Consider the following 16,195-nt stretch of genomic DNA (forward strand, 5'->3'; position numbering starts at 1 on the left):
AAATTGTTAAAGAGCTTTTCCTTTTTGAGCTTCGCTCAAATCGGACGGCCATTTTAGCGATTTAAGTTTTAGTGTCAACCACTATTTTCAAAACTTTTTTCAAGCGCTTAGCTTGGCTAATTTGACCTGCTGATTCGTTTTGGTTTCTTACGAAGCCTTCCCGTTTCAACGAGGTCGCATTATAGAGATTTCGATCACACTGGCAAGCCCTTTTTGAAGTTTTTCTTACTTTTTTGATTGTTCGAGCGTTTTTTGTTCAAAACACCCCATTTTCACTAGTATTCCCCTTAATTAAGGGCTTAAGGTGCCTATATAAAGGAGGATTTATGAGTTCAATGCGCAGTTATAAAGGAATATCCCCTCAGATTGGACAAGGTGTCTATATAGATACAAGTTCGGTACTGGTTGGGGATATCAAAATCGGTGACGACTCTAGCGTGTGGCCTTTGGTTGCAGCTCGAGGAGATGTGAACCACATTCATATTGGAGATAGAACGAATATCCAAGACGGCAGCGTTTTGCACGTCACCCATAAGAATGCAGAAAACCCTGAGGGTTACCCGCTATTAATAGGTAATGATGTCACTATCGGACATAAAGTAATGCTGCATGGCTGCACGATTGAAGATCGTGTACTTGTTGGTATGGGAGCTATCGTGCTTGATGGCGTGATTATTAAAGAAGAAGTGATGATTGGTGCTGGTAGCTTAGTCCCGCCTAATAAGGTACTTGAGAGCGGTTATCTATATGTAGGAAGCCCGGTAAAACAAGCACGCCCATTAAATGATAAGGAGCGTGCCTTTTTACAGAAGTCAGCTGACAACTATGTTCAGAATAAAAACGACTATCTAGACTCTGTGCTTCCAGTTTAAAGCGCTTTGATCTGAATCCGATTAGAGGAGTCATACTCCTCTTCTTCTATTAACTCTTCCGCTAGCTCTTCAATATCGAAACGTAACTCTGAAAAGATAACTATAGCTTGATCGCCCTCTTCTATCTCTTTACCTGCCAATCGTGATAATTCTTCAATAGATAAGACACATTCAATCAATGCACCCGATTGCTGTGCTGGGAAAGTGATAGATTGACTTGCTTCATCCCAATCTTGGATATCCGGAAATAGAATTGATTGATTCATTTTTTATAAATACCTTGTTACATCTCTAAGTTTCTACGTAATTCTCTTAAAATCTGTTTTGTCCCAGGGCGAAGACCACGCCACAGCATGAAACTCTCAGCGGCCTGTCCTACCAACATACCCAAACCATCATAAGCAGCGTGAACACCATTATCTAGTGCCCACTGATTGAATACCGTGTTGCCCGATCCGTAAACCATGTCATAAACGGTACTGTTCGAATTGAAAATAACCTCAGAAATTTCAGGAAGCTGACCACTTAGACCAGACGAGGTCGAGTTAATGATGACATCAAACCCTTCATTAACATCACTTAACCCCATTCCTTTGATGTTTCCATGTGAAGAAAACATCTCAGCCAGAAGTTCAGCCTTTGAACTGGTTCGATTAGCGACCACCAACTGTTGTGGCTTTTGGTCGAGTAGAGGTTGAATCACTCCTCGAGCAGCACCACCAGCACCAAGTAGAAGAACGCGAGCCCCTTCTAGGACTACTTGATGTTGAAGAAGATCTTGAACTAAACCTTCACCATCGGTGTTATCACCAATGATCTCTCCATCATCTAGCTTCTTAAGTGTGTTTACAGCACCTGCTAGTTCAGCTCTCTCAGTCAGGCGATTAGCGAACTGATAAGCATCTTCTTTAAATGGCGCAGTGACATTACACCCTCTCCCACCTTCACTAAAAAATGCTTGAGCAGCAGTGATGAATTCACCTTGTTCTGGCTGGAGTGCTGTATAGGTAAGTTGTTGGCTGGTTTGGCGAGCAAATAATGTGTGAATGAATGGCGATTTGCTTTGCCCAATAGGGTTACCGAAAACGGCATAACGATCTACTTGCTGTGTCATATCCTTACCTAACAGAAATAATAAAAAGGGTCATCTATATAGATGACCCTATCACTATCCCTATAAGGAAGGAAGAACTACCAAACTCGAGGCTTTAGGTAGTCGCTATAAAGCAGAGCTTCTGGTGAACCTGCTTGTGGTTCGTAGCGATATTCCCAGCGAGCCAATGGCGGCATCGACATCAATATAGACTCTGTGCGACCACCACTTTGCAGGCCAAATAAGGTGCCTCGGTCATACACTAAGTTAAACTCAACATAGCGACCACGACGATATAGCTGGAAGTCACGCTCGCGCTCACTATAAGGTGTCGCTTTACGACGCTCAACTATTGGTAGATAAGCGGCTGTAAAACCTTCACCGACCGCCTGCATATAAGCAAAGCTCTTATCGAAGCCCCACTCATTTAAGTCATCAAAGAACAGACCACCAACACCACGTGTTTCATCACGGTGAGGCAGATAGAAGTACTTATCACACCACTCCTTGTGTTCTTGATAAACGTCATCACCAAACGGCGCACACAGGTCTTTAGCGGTTTGATGCCAAGATTGGCAGTCTTCATCAAAAGGATAAAATGGCGTTAAGTCAAAACCACCACCAAACCACCAAATTGGGTCTTCCCCTTCTTTTTCCGCAATGAAGAATCGAACGTTCGCGTGTGAGGTTGGGATATATGGGTTTTTAGGGTGGATAACTAATGAAACCCCCATAGCCTCAAACTTACGTCCGGCTAATTCAGGGCGGTGAGCTGTGGCTGAGGCAGGCATCGCCTTACCCGCTACGTGAGAGAAATTAACCCCACCTTGCTCGAATACCGCACCATTGGTCATCACGCGAGTTCGACCACCGCCACCAAGGCGCTCGCCAGGTTCACGCTGCCATGCATCTTCTTCAAACAGTGCAGTGCTATCAGCTTGCTCAAGCTGCTGGCAAATCGAATCTTGTAGGCTCAGTAAAAACTGTTTTACTGCTTCTTTATCAATTGCTGACATCTTTCTTCCTTTGCAGGGTTTAACCCTGTCTTAATATTTTCGACGTTTTTGCATCTCTAATTTCGCTTGGCTTCTCACGACCACCCGTTTGACCTTCTAAAATAGCGACCAAATGTTGGCCAAGTTGCTGTTGAACTTCTTCAGTCGTCATACAAGGCGGTTCACCTGTCAGGTTGGCACTGGTCGAGGTTAACGGCTTACCGAATTCATTACACATTCTTTGAACCAAAGGGTGATCAGTCACTCGTACCGCGATGGAATCAAACTGGCCGCTGACCCAATCAGTTACTTTACTGCTGGTTGGCAGTATCCAAGTCACTGGTCCCGGCCATGTTGCTTTTACGGTCGCTAACTGCGCTTCCGTCAACTGGCTTTCATCAATATAGGGCAGCAACTGCTCGTAACTCGCAGCAATTAGGATCAACCCTTTCTCCATCGGCCGCTGTTTTAAATCGAGCAATTTCTTAATGGCTTGTGGATTATCGGGATCACAACCGACCCCAAAAACGCCTTCAGTCGGGTAAGCAATGACTTCACCTTGTTGTAATGCCTGCAAAGTATGTTGAAAGTTATCCAAGGGTTGCCTCATTAATTCTGTTATCGAACTCGCTAAGTGTACAAATTATCATTCACTGTGACTAAAGCTATTTGTTTATAAAATGTATCAATTAACAACTTAGACTGACGCAAACGTTTTCCTTAAGCAATTTTACCCGTATAATGCGCGCAAAATATCTAATCACTAATTAAATCGTACCTGAAGGAGTTTGAGATGACTGTCGGTATTATCATGGGTTCTAAATCTGATTGGCCAACAATGAAGCTAGCTGCAGAAATGTTGGATCAGTTTGGCGTGGCGTACGAAACAAAAGTGGTTTCTGCTCACCGCACACCTCAGTTGCTTGCTGACTACGCAACCAGTGCGAAAGAGCGCGGTATTAAAGTGATTATTGCTGGTGCTGGCGGTGCTGCGCATCTTCCGGGCATGGCTGCAGCTTTCACAAGCGTACCTGTTTTAGGTGTTCCTGTTCAATCTAAAGCACTGAAAGGCATGGATTCTCTGCTTTCTATCGTACAGATGCCAAAAGGCATTGCAGTAGGTACTTTGGCTATCGGTGAAGCTGGCGCTGCCAATGCTGGTATCCTAGCAGCCCAAATCATTGGTACTCACAATGAAGAAGTGATGGCAAAAGTAGAAGCGTTCCGCTCTGAGCAAACAGAAACGGTTCTGGCTAATCCAAACCCTGCTGAGGACTAATTCCCATGCATGTTCTTGTGTTAGGCGCGGGCCAACTTGCTCGCATGATGTCCCTAGCTGGGGCACCGCTGAATATTGAAATTTCTGCTTTTGATGTTGGCAGCAAAAATATTGTTCACCCATTAACGCAAGCAATTCTAGGCAACGGCTTAGACAATGCGATTGAGCGTGCGGACGTCATTACTGCAGAGTTCGAACATATCCCTCACGACGTGCTTGAGGTATGTGAGCGCAGCGGTAAGTTCTTACCGACAACAGAAGCAATCAAAGCTGGCGGTGACCGTCGTCTTGAAAAAGCCCTGTTAGACGAAGCAAACGTGAAAAATGCTAAGTACTACGTGATTAACTCTCGCGAAGACTTTGACGCTGCAATCGCTCACGTAGGCTTACCAATGGTATTGAAGAGCACACTTGGCGGCTACGATGGTAAAGGCCAGTGGCGCTTAAAGACATTAGATAATGTTGAGTCAACTTGGACAGAAATGGCTGAGTGCATTGCAGCAACAGACAACCAAGCGATTGTGGCTGAAGAGTTCATTCCGTTTGACCGCGAAGTATCACTTGTCGGTGCTCGTGGCGCCAATGGCGAGATCCAAGTGTACCCACTGGCTGAAAATGTTCACACCGACGGCGTATTGAGCTTATCGACAGCGATTGATGACATTGAACTGCAAGAGCAAGCAAAAACCATGTTCACCGCTGTTGCAGAACGTTTGGATTACGTTGGCGTGCTAGCACTTGAGTTCTTTGATGTTCAAGGTTCACTGCTGGTTAATGAGATTGCACCACGCGTTCATAACTCTGGCCATTGGACACAGCAAGGCGCTGAAACTTGTCAGTTTGAGAACCACCTACGTGCTGTGTGTGGTATGCCACTAGGCAGTACTAAACTGATTCGCCCAACCGCAATGATCAACATTCTTGGTGAAGATACCCTACCCGGGGCTATTCTAGCTCAAGGTGGCTGTCATGTTCATTGGTATGGCAAAGAGAAGCGTGCAGGTCGTAAGATGGGCCACATTAACGTGAGCGCTGACTACAACGCAGAACTGCAAAGAGCGTTATGCTCACTGGCAGACATTCTCGATAAGCAAGCTTACCCTGCTGTGCATGAGTTTGCTGAGCAGATGAAGTAGCCGACATTGTGGATTTGATATAAAAATGGCGCTCAGTGAGCGCCGTTTTTTTGTCTATAACATCAGGTTATTGAGATTGAATGTGGTGACACTTGCGATCAGCGCATTGTTTCTTGGTTCCATTGGCTGTTTTCTTCTCAAGTAACAACGGGAACTGACACTCTTCACAACGACCGATAATAGGTGGTTGGTTTACTGCGAACTTACACTTTGGGTAGTTATCACAAGCATAGAAGGTTTTGCCATAGCGAGATTTACGCTCAACCAAATGGCCTCTGCCACACTCAGGGCAAGCAACAAGTGGCTGCTCTTCAAGTTGTTCTTTTGGTTGGTCCAAAGATTCGATGTGATTACACGTTGGGTAACTGCTACAGCCAATGAACATCCCAAAGCGGCCTTGCCTTAATACCAATTCGTTTTGGCATTTAGGGCACGGTACACCCAACTCTTTCACCACGTGGCCATCATTTTGATGCAACGGCTTGATGTAATCACAGCTCGGATACTGCTTACAGCCTAAAAATGGGCCGTGCTTACCATGGCGAAGCTGAAGCTCTCCACCACACTGTGGACATGGTTCATGCTCTAATGCATGTTCATGTGCTGAAAAAAGCTGATTATCAATCTTACTACTCATGACAAGCCTGTATTAATGCAAGATACCTTGCTCTTTGGTGTACAACAGCTCTTCCATTTGCGTGTAAGCACTTTCATTACCCGGTACATTAAATAGCACCATTAAGATAATCCATTTCAGATCATCCAATTCAAATTCGTTGGTCTCAAGCCCCATCACACGATCAATCACCATTTCACGAATCTCTGTCGTAAGCACGTTGATCTGCTCAAGGAACAATAAGAAGCCTCGACACTCCATATTAATACGTGAAATCTCTCGACTGGTATAAATACGCATCGAGGTATTGGAACACACACTAATCGCCGCTTGATTCTCAGTATCTTGCAATGCAGCAAGATCTTCTAACCAATGGAGGGCCTTATAAATATCATCTTGGTGAAACCCTGCTCGAAGAAGTTCATCTTCCAGCTCATCTTGATCCACCTGCAATTCAGAATCGCTATGGATGTAGGTTTCAAACAAGTACATCAGTATGTCCATCATCATAGCTTAGCCTCTCCCCTTTCGAATATAGCCACCGGAAACTGCAACAACATGCCCTGAGAGCTCAAGCTCTAAAAGCTGCATCATGACCTCATGCACAGGTATATGGGTTCTCTGTGCCAAAATATCAACGGGTGTCGCCTCTAACCCTACGTTAGCTAACAGCTGTGGAAATGGCAATTGTTCATTTTCCCCCATACTGGGCGTAGGTTCGAACAAGCTGGGTTGCTGATCGATAGACCAGTCTAACAGACTCTTTATTTCAATCAGAACATCTTGTGCACTCTGTACCAAACATGCTCCAGCTTTGATTAAGCTATTACCTCCTCGACTGGTTGGGTTATGAATAGAGCCAGGAAGCGCAAACACCTCTCGGCCTTGCTCCATGGCATAGCGAGCTGTAATCAAAGAGCCACTCTTCTCAGCCGCTTCAACTACCAAGGTTCCGAGCGATAACCCACTTATAATACGGTTACGTCGAGGGAAATGTTCAGGTCGTGGCTTTGCGCTTGGGCGGAATTCTGAGATCAGCGCACCATTCTCACAAATCCTATCCGCTAGGTTTCTGTGCCTCGCAGGGTAAATTGAATCCAAACCTGAACCTAAAACCGCGAAAGTCTCCCCTCCTTTATCTAGAGCACCATCATGAGCATAACCATCAATACCCAACGCTAAGCCACTCGTGACAATCAAGCCATTTTGCACAAACTCTTTGGCGAACGACTTCGCGGTTTGCAGCCCTTCAATACTGGCATTACGACTGCCAACCATTGCGATTTGAGGCTCAATCAGTTTTTCAACGTGACCTTTAACGAAAAGTACGCTTGGCGCAGAGGCGGTCTCATTCAGTAGTTTGGGATAATGCGAGCAATTCGGGGTAATGATGTGATGGTTGGGTTGTCTTGCTTGCCACTCTAGGCAAGCCTCCACTTCTCTTGGGGCTTGATCTCTTAGATAGGCAATTTGCTTGGCAGACAAACCAAGCGCTTGTAGTTGCTGACTTGAGTAACCAACAATATTCAAAGGGGAATCAATACTCAGCAGTCGAGAAAGGCGCTTGCCACCTAATTGCGGAACAAAACTTAGAGTTAACCAAGCACTCAGTTGTTGCTCATTCACTCGGTGCCCTTAGCTTCTTCCTTCAAAGCCAGATCCAAAGGCGATACCGCCAGAATATCATTACTAACCGGTTTTGAGCTCTGAGTGATCAAGGCCAAGCTAAAATACTCATAAGGACGAATGACCATCAAACTACCAAGTGAGGTACTTGGCAACTGCACCTTATCGCTCGCCGCAGACTCTTTGTAGCTGTATTCACCTTGCTTACCAAACACCACAGCGCCGCTTTCACTGAGCGTAAACATAGAGCCTTGGCGAAGATTGTCCTGTGAGCCTTTATTAATAACGACCACTTGATTCTTTGCACTGTATTGGCTGCCATCTAATGAACCCAAGATATTAGCAAACTGCCCCGCAGCACTAGGCGCTGGATAAAATGTGGTTGAGAGCTTCACCTGAGCAACGCCAAGTTCTGGTAACACGAGGTCATTAAGTAACACCTCTTGCAGTTGAGTCTCTATCTGTAAACTACTGAACTCAGCATCCACCTCTTTCAAACGCGCCGTGGCGACCAAACGCAAAGAGGTAATACTCGCTTGATGTTGTTGTCGTTGATAAGTTTCGACAGAACGGTAAATACCCCATTTTTGATGTTGCTGATTGCCCGAGATAAATAGTCGGTCTTCACCTGATAAGAAACGTTTACCATCACTTGTCCCCAACACTCGTTGAGCCGATTGAATATCTTGCTGCTCAACCAAGCGATCAGATTGTAGATACGGCAAAACCAGCCCCTCATTGACGGTAGGTACTGCTTTCTTCTCAGAGACACGAATCTTAGGGCTTAGCTTGATGACGGGTTTGAGGCTCAATACAGGCTCACCATTAATCCAAACCAAAGACAATTTATCTCCAGGGTAAATAAGGTGAGGGTTTTCTATTTCAGGGTTTACCTGCCATAACCTTGGCCACAACCAAGGGCTATCGAGATACATCGCGGATATATCCCACAAAGTATCGCCCTTCACCACCACATACTCTTCGGGTGCTCCTTGTTTAATGGTTAAAGGTTGTTCACTATTTTCAGCCATAGTGGCGAACGAAAGCGAGGCACAAATAAGAGATAAAGCGGGGAAAAAATGACGCATGACCTAGGTTCCTTGGTCTGAATATATGACATCTGATTAGAGAATTACCTTCAGGATGCTGTCATTTGACCTCTAAAATGTCTAGAATTGAGCCAACAAGGTTTAAGCTGTTTCGGCACAGTTCAATATTTCGAGTGTATATGTCTGTATTACAAGTATTAACATTACCAGATGATCGTCTACGTACCGTGGCGAAACCGGTAAAAGAAGTTACCCCAGAGATTCAAAAGTTCGTTGATGACATGATTGAAACCATGTACGACGAAGAAGGTATCGGCCTTGCGGCAACGCAAGTAGATTTCCACCAGCGCATCGTTGTTATCGATATTTCAGAAACACGTGACGAGCCTATGGTTCTGATCAACCCTGAAATTACCGACAAACGTGGCGAAGATGGTATCGAAGAAGGCTGCCTATCTGTACCAGGCGCTCGAGCTCTAGTACCTCGCGCTGCAGAAGTAACGGTTAAAGCATTAGATCGTGAAGGCAACGAATTCACATTCGACGCTGACGACCTTCTGGCTATCTGTGTTCAGCACGAACTTGACCACCTTGAAGGCAAGTTGTTTGTTGATTACCTATCGCCACTAAAGCGCAAACGTATTCAAGATAAGCTAGCGAAGATTAAACGTTTCAACGAGAAACAAGGTTAATAACCGCTGCTATTACTAAATTAAGAAGGAAGTCTACCTTGGGTCAATCTTTAAGAATTGTCTTCGCAGGTACTCCGGATTTCGCCGCCCGTCACTTGGCGGCGTTGTTGTCTTCGGAGCATGAAGTTATTGCTGTTTACACACAGCCAGATCGTCCAGCAGGCCGCGGTAAAAAACTGACTGCGAGCCCAGTAAAAAACATCGCACTTGAAAACAATATTCCGGTTTACCAACCAGAAAATTTCAAGTCAGATGAAGCTAAGCAAGAGCTAGCAGGTTTGAATGCTGACATCATGGTTGTTGTCGCATACGGCTTACTTCTTCCACAAGCTGTACTAGATACGCCTCGCTTGGGTTGTATTAACGTGCATGGCTCTATCCTGCCGCGCTGGCGTGGTGCTGCTCCAATCCAACGCTCTATCTGGGCGGGCGATAAAGAGACTGGCGTGACGATCATGCAGATGGATATCGGCCTAGATACTGGTGACATGCTAAGTATCGCGACGCTACCAATCGAATCTACAGATACCAGTGCGTCAATGTACGAGAAGTTGGCTGGCCTTGGTCCTGATGCTCTTGTTGAGTGTTTAGCAGACATAGCTTCTGGTAAGGCTGTTGCTGAGAAGCAAGACGACGAACTTGCTAACTACGCGAAGAAGCTGAGCAAAGAAGAAGCTAAAATTGATTGGAATGACAGTGCAGAACACATCGAACGTTGTGTGCGCGCTTTCAACCCGTGGCCAATGAGTCACTTTGCGATTGTTGATAGCAGCTCTAATGATGAAAAAAGCATTAAAGTTTGGCAGACGCGTGTTGATGAAGAATCGACATCTGCGCCAGCTGGCTCAATCATCAAAGCAGATAAGACTGGTATTTATGTTGCGACTGGCGACAAAGTACTAGTATTGGAACAGCTACAAGTTCCAGGTAAAAAAGCCATGTCAGTTCAAGACATCTTGAACTCACGTGCAAGCTGGTTTGAAGTTGGTACTCAACTTTCTTAACCGCTTTAAAGCTACTCAATATGCACTTAAAAATGTGTAGCTTGTAAAAACACAGTTTAGAAAACCTTTACGAGGGCAGAGATGCCCTCATGTATTCAAATAAATATTCGGTACCCCTCATGAATGTTCGCGCTGCTGCTGCAAATGTCCTATTCCAAGTTGTCGATAAAGGCCACTCTCTTTCACACGCTCTCCCTGCGGCTCAAAAAACGATCCGTCCGCGAGACCATGCTCTACTGCAAGAGATTTGCTACGGCGCACTTCGTTACCTGCCTCGCTTAGAGTCAATCGCTAACGAACTGATGGAAAACTCGCTTAAAGGTAAAAAGCGCGTCTTCCATCACCTGATCCTAGTAGGCATTTATCAGTTGGGCTTTATGCGAATTCCTTCGCATGCCGCCGTTGCTGAAACAGTTGAAGCAACCAAAACACTGCGCGGCCCAAGCCTGAGTGGTTTGATCAACGCAGTACTTCGCAGCTACCTGCGCGATCAAGAAGAGCTAGATGAGAAAGCCGTTAGCCACAATGCGGGCAAATACAGCCATCCAAGCTGGATTCTAAAAATGCTTCAAGAAAGCTACCCAGATCAGTGGGAGCAATTGGTTGAAGCAAACAACAGCAAGGCACCAATGTGGCTGCGCGTAAACCGCCAACACCACACTCGTGACGAGTATGTTGAACTGCTTAAAAACGAAAACATTGAATACACACTGCACCCTGAAGCGGCTGATGCCATAAAATTAGCATCACCTTGTGATGTTACTTTGCTTCCTGGTTTCGACCGAGGCTGGGTATCAGTACAAGATGCTGCAGCTCAACTTTCTGTTGATTACCTAACACCAAAAGATGGTGAGCTAATCCTAGATTGCTGCGCAGCACCTGGTGGTAAAACTGCACACATTCTTGAACATACTCAAGACACTGAAGTGGTTGCAATCGACAGTGATATTAAACGCCTAGACCGCGTTTACGATAACCTTGAACGCCTACAACTACGTGCCGACGTAATCTGTGGTGATGCTCGCTACCCTGAAGAGTGGTGGACGGGCAGTCAGTTTGACCGCATCCTACTTGATGCTCCGTGTTCAGCGACGGGTGTAATCCGCCGTCACCCTGACATTAAGTGGCTACGCCGTGCATCTGATATTGATGCTCTAGCAGAGCTGCAAAGCGAGATCTTGGATGCAATGTGGCGCCAGCTAAAAGAAGGCGGCACTATGGTTTATGCGACATGTTCTATCACGCCGCAAGAAAACGTGCTGCAAGTGAAAGCATTCTTAGAGCGTACCGAGAACGCAACGCTGGTTGGGTCTGATATCGAAAAACCGGGTCGTCAAATACTGCCTGGTGAAGAAGATATGGATGGCTTCTACTACGCAGTTCTAGTAAAACAGGCATAACAACTAACAGCGGCTAAGAATTTATTTCTTAGCCGCTGTTTCTTTCTAGTGCATTATCAAATGCGAAAATAGATCACTAGAATTACAACGGCAAAAATAAGAGAAAGGCTATGAAGATCATTATTCTAGGTGCTGGACAAGTTGGCGGCACCCTTGCTGAAAACCTAGTGGGTGAAAACAATGACATCACGATCGTCGACCGTAATGCCGACCGACTTCGTGAACTTCAGGACAAATACGACCTTAGGGTTGTAAACGGTTATGCCAGCCACCCGAACACACTACGTGAAGCGGGCGCGCAAGATGCCGACATGTTGGTTGCCGTAACCAACATGGATGAAACCAACATGGCCGCATGTCAGGTTGCCTTTTCTCTGTTTAACACACCAAACCGTATTGCCCGTATCCGCTCTCCACAGTATTTAGAAGAGAAAGAAGCACTCTTCAAATCAGGGGCGATTCCGGTCGATCATTTGATTGCCCCAGAAGAACTCGTCACCAGCTACATCGAGCGCCTGATTCAATATCCAGGTGCATTGCAGGTTGTGAGCTTTGCTGAACAGAAAGTTAGCCTAGTCGCGGTAAAAGCCTACTACGGTGGGCCACTGGTCGGTAACGCACTGTCTGCTTTGCGTGAGCACATGCCGCACATTGATACTCGTGTTGCCGCTATCTTCCGTCAAGGTCGCCCTATTCGCCCACAAGGTACTACCATCATTGAAGCCGATGATGAGGTTTTCTTTGTGGCAGCAAGTAACCATATCCGCTCAGTAATGAGTGAGCTTCAGCGTCTAGAGAAACCGTATCGTCGCATCATGATTGTTGGCGGTGGTAACATTGGTGCAAGCTTGGCAAAACGCCTTGAACAGAGCTACAGCATCAAGCTTATCGAGCGCAGCTACACTCGCGCCGAGAAGCTATCTGAAGAATTAGAAAACACCATCGTATTCTGTGGTGATGCAGCCGACCAAGAACTGCTGACCGAAGAGAACATCGATCAGGTAGATGTGTTCATCGCTCTAACCAATGAAGATGAAACCAACATCATGTCAGCGATGCTGGCGAAGCGAATGGGCGCCAAGAAAGTAATGGTGCTGATTCAGCGTGGCGCTTATGTCGACCTTGTTCAGGGTGGCGTGATTGATATTGCGATATCTCCACAGCAAGCGACCATTTCTGCGCTGCTTACTCACGTTCGTCGTGCTGATATTGTAAACGTATCCTCTCTACGTCGCGGCGCTGCAGAGGCGATCGAAGCCATTGCTCACGGTGACGAAACCACCTCTAAGGTTGTTGGCCGAGCGATTGGCGACATCAAACTGCCACCGGGCACCACCATTGGTGCGATTGTTCGCGGAGAAGAAGTACTTATCGCACACGATAGAACCGTAATCGAACAAGATGACCACGTAGTGATGTTCCTAGTGGACAAGAAATACGTACCGGATGTTGAGTCTCTATTCCAACCGAGCCCGTTCTTCTTATAGCCTTGTTCTCGTGAGCTTCTTCTCGCAACTTTCTTTTGTGAGAACGGCGCTCCGGCACAAAGCTGTAATCAATTAAAGCTATGGTCTATTAAGCTATGGTCAACTTTCGTCCGATATTATTAGTGATAGGGTTAGTGTTATCAAAACTCGCCCTTTTCATGTACATCCCTACATTGGTTGCCTTTTTCACAGGCACCGGTGGCTTTCTCGAGTTTGGTCAATCGGTCGTGATCACGCACATAGTGGCGTTTATCTGCTTGAGTTTAGGCCGCTCCGCTAAGTTCCGACTTGGGGTGCGGGACATGTTCCTTATCACCTCTTTGGTTTGGACCATTGCCAGCGCCTTTGCCGCCCTGCCATTTGTCTTCATTAACCACATCAGCTTTACGGACGCCTACTTCGAAACCATGTCAGGTATCACCACGACAGGCTCAACCGTATTAAGCGGCTTAGACAGCATGGCACCAAGCATTCTGTTGTGGCGTTCTATACTGCAATGGTTAGGTGGTATCGGCTTCATCGTCATGGCGGTAGCGGTTCTACCAATGCTCAACGTTGGTGGTATGCGCCTGTTCCAAACCGAATCATCCGACTGGTCAGATAAAAGCAGCCCACGAGCAAAAACCGTCGCGAAGAACATCGTGGCGGTTTATCTGGTTCTGACTGGTTTATGCATCATTAGCTATTTGTTTGCAGGCATGGGCATCTTTGACGCGATCAATCACGCGTTCACAACACTGTCGACGGGGGGTTACTCAACCTCAGATGGATCGATGAACCACTTCTCCAACAGTGCTCACTGGGTGGGAACCCTGTTCATGTTCCTTGGCGGCCTGCCGTTCTTACTGTTTGTTAGCGCACTGCGAGGCCGAAAACTCTCAATCCTCTACAAAGACGCGCAAGTGAGAGGTTTCACGTACCTGTTCTTGGTCACCAGCGCCGTAATATCAACATGGTTGGTGGTTAGAGATGGCTACACTGTTATGGATGCGATGCGTGTTTCGATGTTCAACATCGTATCAGTCGTCACCACAACCGGTTTTGGCCTAGAAGACTTCACCGCCTGGGGTGCACTGCCAACCACCTTGTTTGCATTCCTAATGATGGCGGGAGCTTGCTCGGGTTCAACCTCTGGCGGTATTAAAATCTTCCGTTTCCAGATTGCGATGACCATGCTCCACAAACAAATGATGAAGCTGATTCACCCATCAGGCGTGTTTGTTCAACGCTACAATCAGCGACCTGTGAATGACGATATTGTGCGTTCACTCGTGGCATTTGGTTTGATGTTCTTTATTACGATTATCTTAATTGCTGGTGGTTTGAGTGCGATGGGGTTAGACCCAATAACAAGCATCTCAGGCGCTATCACAGCCGTTGCCAACGTGGGCCCAGGCATGGGCAGCGTGATCGGTCCAACCGGGAACTTTGCTCCACTGCCAGACGCCGCTAAATGGTTATTAAGTTTAGGCATGTTGATGGGCCGACTTGAGATACTAACGCTCATTGTTCTATTTTTCCCAGCCTTTTGGCGACGCTAATTACGCGAATATTTAAGGAAACACAGATGAAATCATACGTACTTCTCGCTAGCGCATTGCTCGCAAACTCAGTATTCGTAAGTTCTGCCTTTGCTGATCAAATGGTCACATTGTCTGATGGTAAGCAAGTGTTACTAAAAGACGATTTTACTTGGCAGTATGTGAGTAACGCATCATCGAATGCAGAGTCAGCATTGACGAGTATTCCTGTAGCCAAAAACACACGCGGTACCACAATCAAGATTGGAGACACCAAGCCAAGCTTGCAGCTTTCCAAATCAGGTGTGGACGTTTTGATTGGGGCAGGACTCTACGAGAATGAACAGCTAATCTTACCAATTTCAGTCACTAACCAAAGCACAGAAGCCGTCGTGCTAGTTACGCTAAATATCACTGTCTACTCACCAACGGGTGAGCTGCTGCATCAAGGCAGTATCAACACTTGGCAATCCATTAAGCGCCTTGCTGATACCTACCTTCGACCACAAACTTCGGCAGAAGGTAAATACTTAGCGATCGATGTTGATAAGTATCCTGAATATAAAATAGACGTGGAGATCACTGACGTTTCTACCCGTTAGGGGCATACCGGTTCAATCAAAACTAAACCGGTGTCACAAACAGATAGATAGCGAAGAAATGGCAAGCGCAGCCCGCCAATACAAACAAGTGCCAGATGGCATGGTTATAAGGGATGCGTTTTGCCACATAGAAAATCACACCCAGCGAGTAAATCACTCCGCCAACTGCCAGTAACACCAAACCACCTATATCGATATTCATCGCTAATTGATAAACAACTATCAAAGATAGCCAACCCATCGCTAGGTAAATGAACAGCGATAAACGCTTGAATCGATAAACGAAGGCTATCTTCATGATGATGCCCACTAGCGCAATCCCCCAGATCACCGCCATCAAGCCCATCGCTAATGGAGTTCTTAAGCCCACTAAGAGAAACGGCGTGTAACTGCCCGCAATCAACAAATAAATCGCACAGTGGTCAAGGGTTTTGAGTAAGCGCTTGGTTTTCTCAGTGGTGATAGAGTGGTACAACGTGGAGGCGAGAAAGAGCAGAATAATACTGCTGCCATACACCGCCATACTAGCAACAGTTAGCATGTCGGCTTGGTAATCAAACGCACGAATAAGCAGCAAGATCAGACCAACCACGCCGAGCACAACGCCCAAGCCATGGGTTATTGCATTAGCGCGTTCTTCGATGTCACTGTATTCGCTGGCTGATGATGCAGACATGAATATCCTACTAGAGTAAATGTTCGATTGACCCAGTATTGCACATTAAGCTTACACGTGTAAGCTTAAATTTTTATGACACCTTTTATGACATTAATGACACCTGAAATATGTAATGAAGCTAAAAGATCCAAAGCTAAATAACCAA

General features: G+C 46.1%; 18 protein-coding genes. 9 read left to right on the forward strand and 9 right to left on the reverse strand.

Going from position 1 to position 16,195, the window contains the following annotated elements; all coding sequences use genetic code 11:
* Positions 1 to 326 precede the first annotated feature (326 nt).
* The gene (locus AB4232_RS09175) at positions 327 to 872 is read left to right on the forward strand and encodes a gamma carbonic anhydrase family protein (protein ID WP_004735783.1); all 546 of its coding nucleotides are present in this window, start codon (positions 327 to 329) and stop codon (positions 870 to 872) included.
* Here the strand turns inward: AB4232_RS09175 and AB4232_RS09180 are convergent.
* The 4 genes from AB4232_RS09180 to AB4232_RS09195 form a co-directional block, all read right to left on the reverse strand.
* Positions 869 to 1,138: a DUF1488 domain-containing protein gene (locus AB4232_RS09180; protein ID WP_017087268.1), complete on the reverse strand. Its 270-nt coding sequence runs from the start codon at positions 1,136 to 1,138 to the stop codon at positions 869 to 871. The two genes, AB4232_RS09175 and AB4232_RS09180, sit on opposite strands and share 4 nt — an antisense overlap.
* A gap of 17 nt (positions 1,139 to 1,155) precedes the next feature.
* The gene (gene aroE / locus AB4232_RS09185) at positions 1,156 to 1,986 is read right to left on the reverse strand and encodes a shikimate dehydrogenase (protein WP_372086978.1); all 831 of its coding nucleotides are present in this window, start codon (positions 1,984 to 1,986) and stop codon (positions 1,156 to 1,158) included.
* 77 nt (positions 1,987 to 2,063) lie between these two features.
* Positions 2,064 to 2,981 carry an oxygen-dependent coproporphyrinogen oxidase gene (hemF, locus tag AB4232_RS09190; RefSeq protein WP_372086979.1) on the reverse strand — a complete coding sequence of 306 codons (918 nt, stop codon included), beginning with the start codon at positions 2,979 to 2,981 and terminating at the stop codon, positions 2,064 to 2,066.
* Positions 2,982 to 3,000: 19 nt separating this feature from the next.
* A complete protein-coding gene (locus AB4232_RS09195) occupies positions 3,001 to 3,558 on the reverse strand; it encodes an L-threonylcarbamoyladenylate synthase (RefSeq protein ID WP_135382213.1) in 558 nt (185 codons plus the stop codon).
* 195 nt (positions 3,559 to 3,753) lie between these two features.
* Here AB4232_RS09195 and purE point away from each other — a divergent pair, with 195 nt between their 5' ends.
* On the forward strand, positions 3,754 to 4,239 hold the full coding sequence (gene purE, locus AB4232_RS09200; protein ID WP_004735777.1) for a 5-(carboxyamino)imidazole ribonucleotide mutase: 486 nt from the start codon (positions 3,754 to 3,756) through the stop codon (positions 4,237 to 4,239).
* Positions 4,240 to 4,244: 5 nt separating this feature from the next.
* A complete protein-coding gene (locus AB4232_RS09205) occupies positions 4,245 to 5,375 on the forward strand; it encodes a 5-(carboxyamino)imidazole ribonucleotide synthase (RefSeq protein ID WP_135382212.1) in 1,131 nt (376 codons plus the stop codon).
* A gap of 67 nt (positions 5,376 to 5,442) precedes the next feature.
* On the opposite strand, the gene AB4232_RS09210 is transcribed toward AB4232_RS09205, so the two are convergent.
* Genes AB4232_RS09210 through AB4232_RS09225 form a run of 4 tightly spaced genes read right to left on the reverse strand, consistent with a single transcriptional unit; the run spans position 5,443 to position 8,705 of the window.
* Complete coding sequence (locus AB4232_RS09210; protein WP_135382211.1) at positions 5,443 to 6,012, reverse strand: type I DNA topoisomerase; 570 nt, start codon at positions 6,010 to 6,012, stop codon at positions 5,443 to 5,445.
* A gap of 12 nt (positions 6,013 to 6,024) precedes the next feature.
* Complete coding sequence (locus tag AB4232_RS09215) at positions 6,025 to 6,501, reverse strand: DUF494 family protein (RefSeq protein ID WP_009848094.1); 477 nt, start codon at positions 6,499 to 6,501, stop codon at positions 6,025 to 6,027.
* A 3-nt stretch (positions 6,502 to 6,504) separates the two neighbouring features.
* Positions 6,505 to 7,617: a DNA-processing protein DprA gene (gene dprA / locus AB4232_RS09220; protein WP_135382210.1), complete on the reverse strand. Its 1,113-nt coding sequence runs from the start codon at positions 7,615 to 7,617 to the stop codon at positions 6,505 to 6,507.
* Positions 7,614 to 8,705 (reverse strand): LysM peptidoglycan-binding domain-containing protein, encoded by a 1,092-nt coding sequence (locus tag AB4232_RS09225; protein ID WP_135382209.1) that lies wholly within the window; start codon positions 8,703 to 8,705, stop codon positions 7,614 to 7,616. The genes dprA and AB4232_RS09225 overlap by 4 nt, the downstream gene beginning before the upstream one ends.
* A 140-nt stretch (positions 8,706 to 8,845) precedes the next feature.
* Between AB4232_RS09225 and def the strand changes: the two genes are divergently transcribed.
* From def to AB4232_RS09255, 6 genes are all read left to right on the forward strand, one after another.
* Entirely contained in the window at positions 8,846 to 9,358 is a 513-nt protein-coding gene (def, locus tag AB4232_RS09230; RefSeq protein ID WP_004735769.1) for a peptide deformylase, read from the forward strand.
* 38 nt (positions 9,359 to 9,396) lie between these two features.
* Entirely contained in the window at positions 9,397 to 10,362 is a 966-nt protein-coding gene (gene fmt / locus AB4232_RS09235; protein WP_135382208.1) for a methionyl-tRNA formyltransferase, read from the forward strand.
* A 119-nt stretch (positions 10,363 to 10,481) separates the two neighbouring features.
* A complete protein-coding gene (rsmB, locus tag AB4232_RS09240; RefSeq protein WP_137033838.1) occupies positions 10,482 to 11,762 on the forward strand; it encodes a 16S rRNA (cytosine(967)-C(5))-methyltransferase RsmB in 1,281 nt (426 codons plus the stop codon).
* A 110-nt stretch (positions 11,763 to 11,872) separates the two neighbouring features.
* Positions 11,873 to 13,249 (forward strand): Trk system potassium transporter TrkA, encoded by a 1,377-nt coding sequence (gene trkA, locus AB4232_RS09245; RefSeq protein WP_004735766.1) that lies wholly within the window; start codon positions 11,873 to 11,875, stop codon positions 13,247 to 13,249.
* 95 nt (positions 13,250 to 13,344) lie between these two features.
* Positions 13,345 to 14,790 carry a TrkH family potassium uptake protein gene (locus AB4232_RS09250; protein WP_009848099.1) on the forward strand — a complete coding sequence of 482 codons (1,446 nt, stop codon included), beginning with the start codon at positions 13,345 to 13,347 and terminating at the stop codon, positions 14,788 to 14,790.
* A 26-nt stretch (positions 14,791 to 14,816) separates the two neighbouring features.
* Positions 14,817 to 15,371 carry a DUF3157 family protein gene (locus tag AB4232_RS09255; RefSeq protein WP_009848100.1) on the forward strand — a complete coding sequence of 185 codons (555 nt, stop codon included), beginning with the start codon at positions 14,817 to 14,819 and terminating at the stop codon, positions 15,369 to 15,371.
* 22 nt (positions 15,372 to 15,393) lie between these two features.
* On the opposite strand, the gene AB4232_RS09260 is transcribed toward AB4232_RS09255, so the two are convergent.
* The gene (locus AB4232_RS09260; RefSeq protein WP_004735763.1) at positions 15,394 to 16,047 is read right to left on the reverse strand and encodes a hemolysin III family protein; all 654 of its coding nucleotides are present in this window, start codon (positions 16,045 to 16,047) and stop codon (positions 15,394 to 15,396) included.
* Positions 16,048 to 16,195: the final 148 nt, after the last annotated feature.

It is taken from the genome of Vibrio sp. 10N.286.46.A8, assembly GCF_041470165.1.
Classification (GTDB): Bacteria; Pseudomonadota; Gammaproteobacteria; order Enterobacterales; family Vibrionaceae; genus Vibrio; species Vibrio tasmaniensis_A.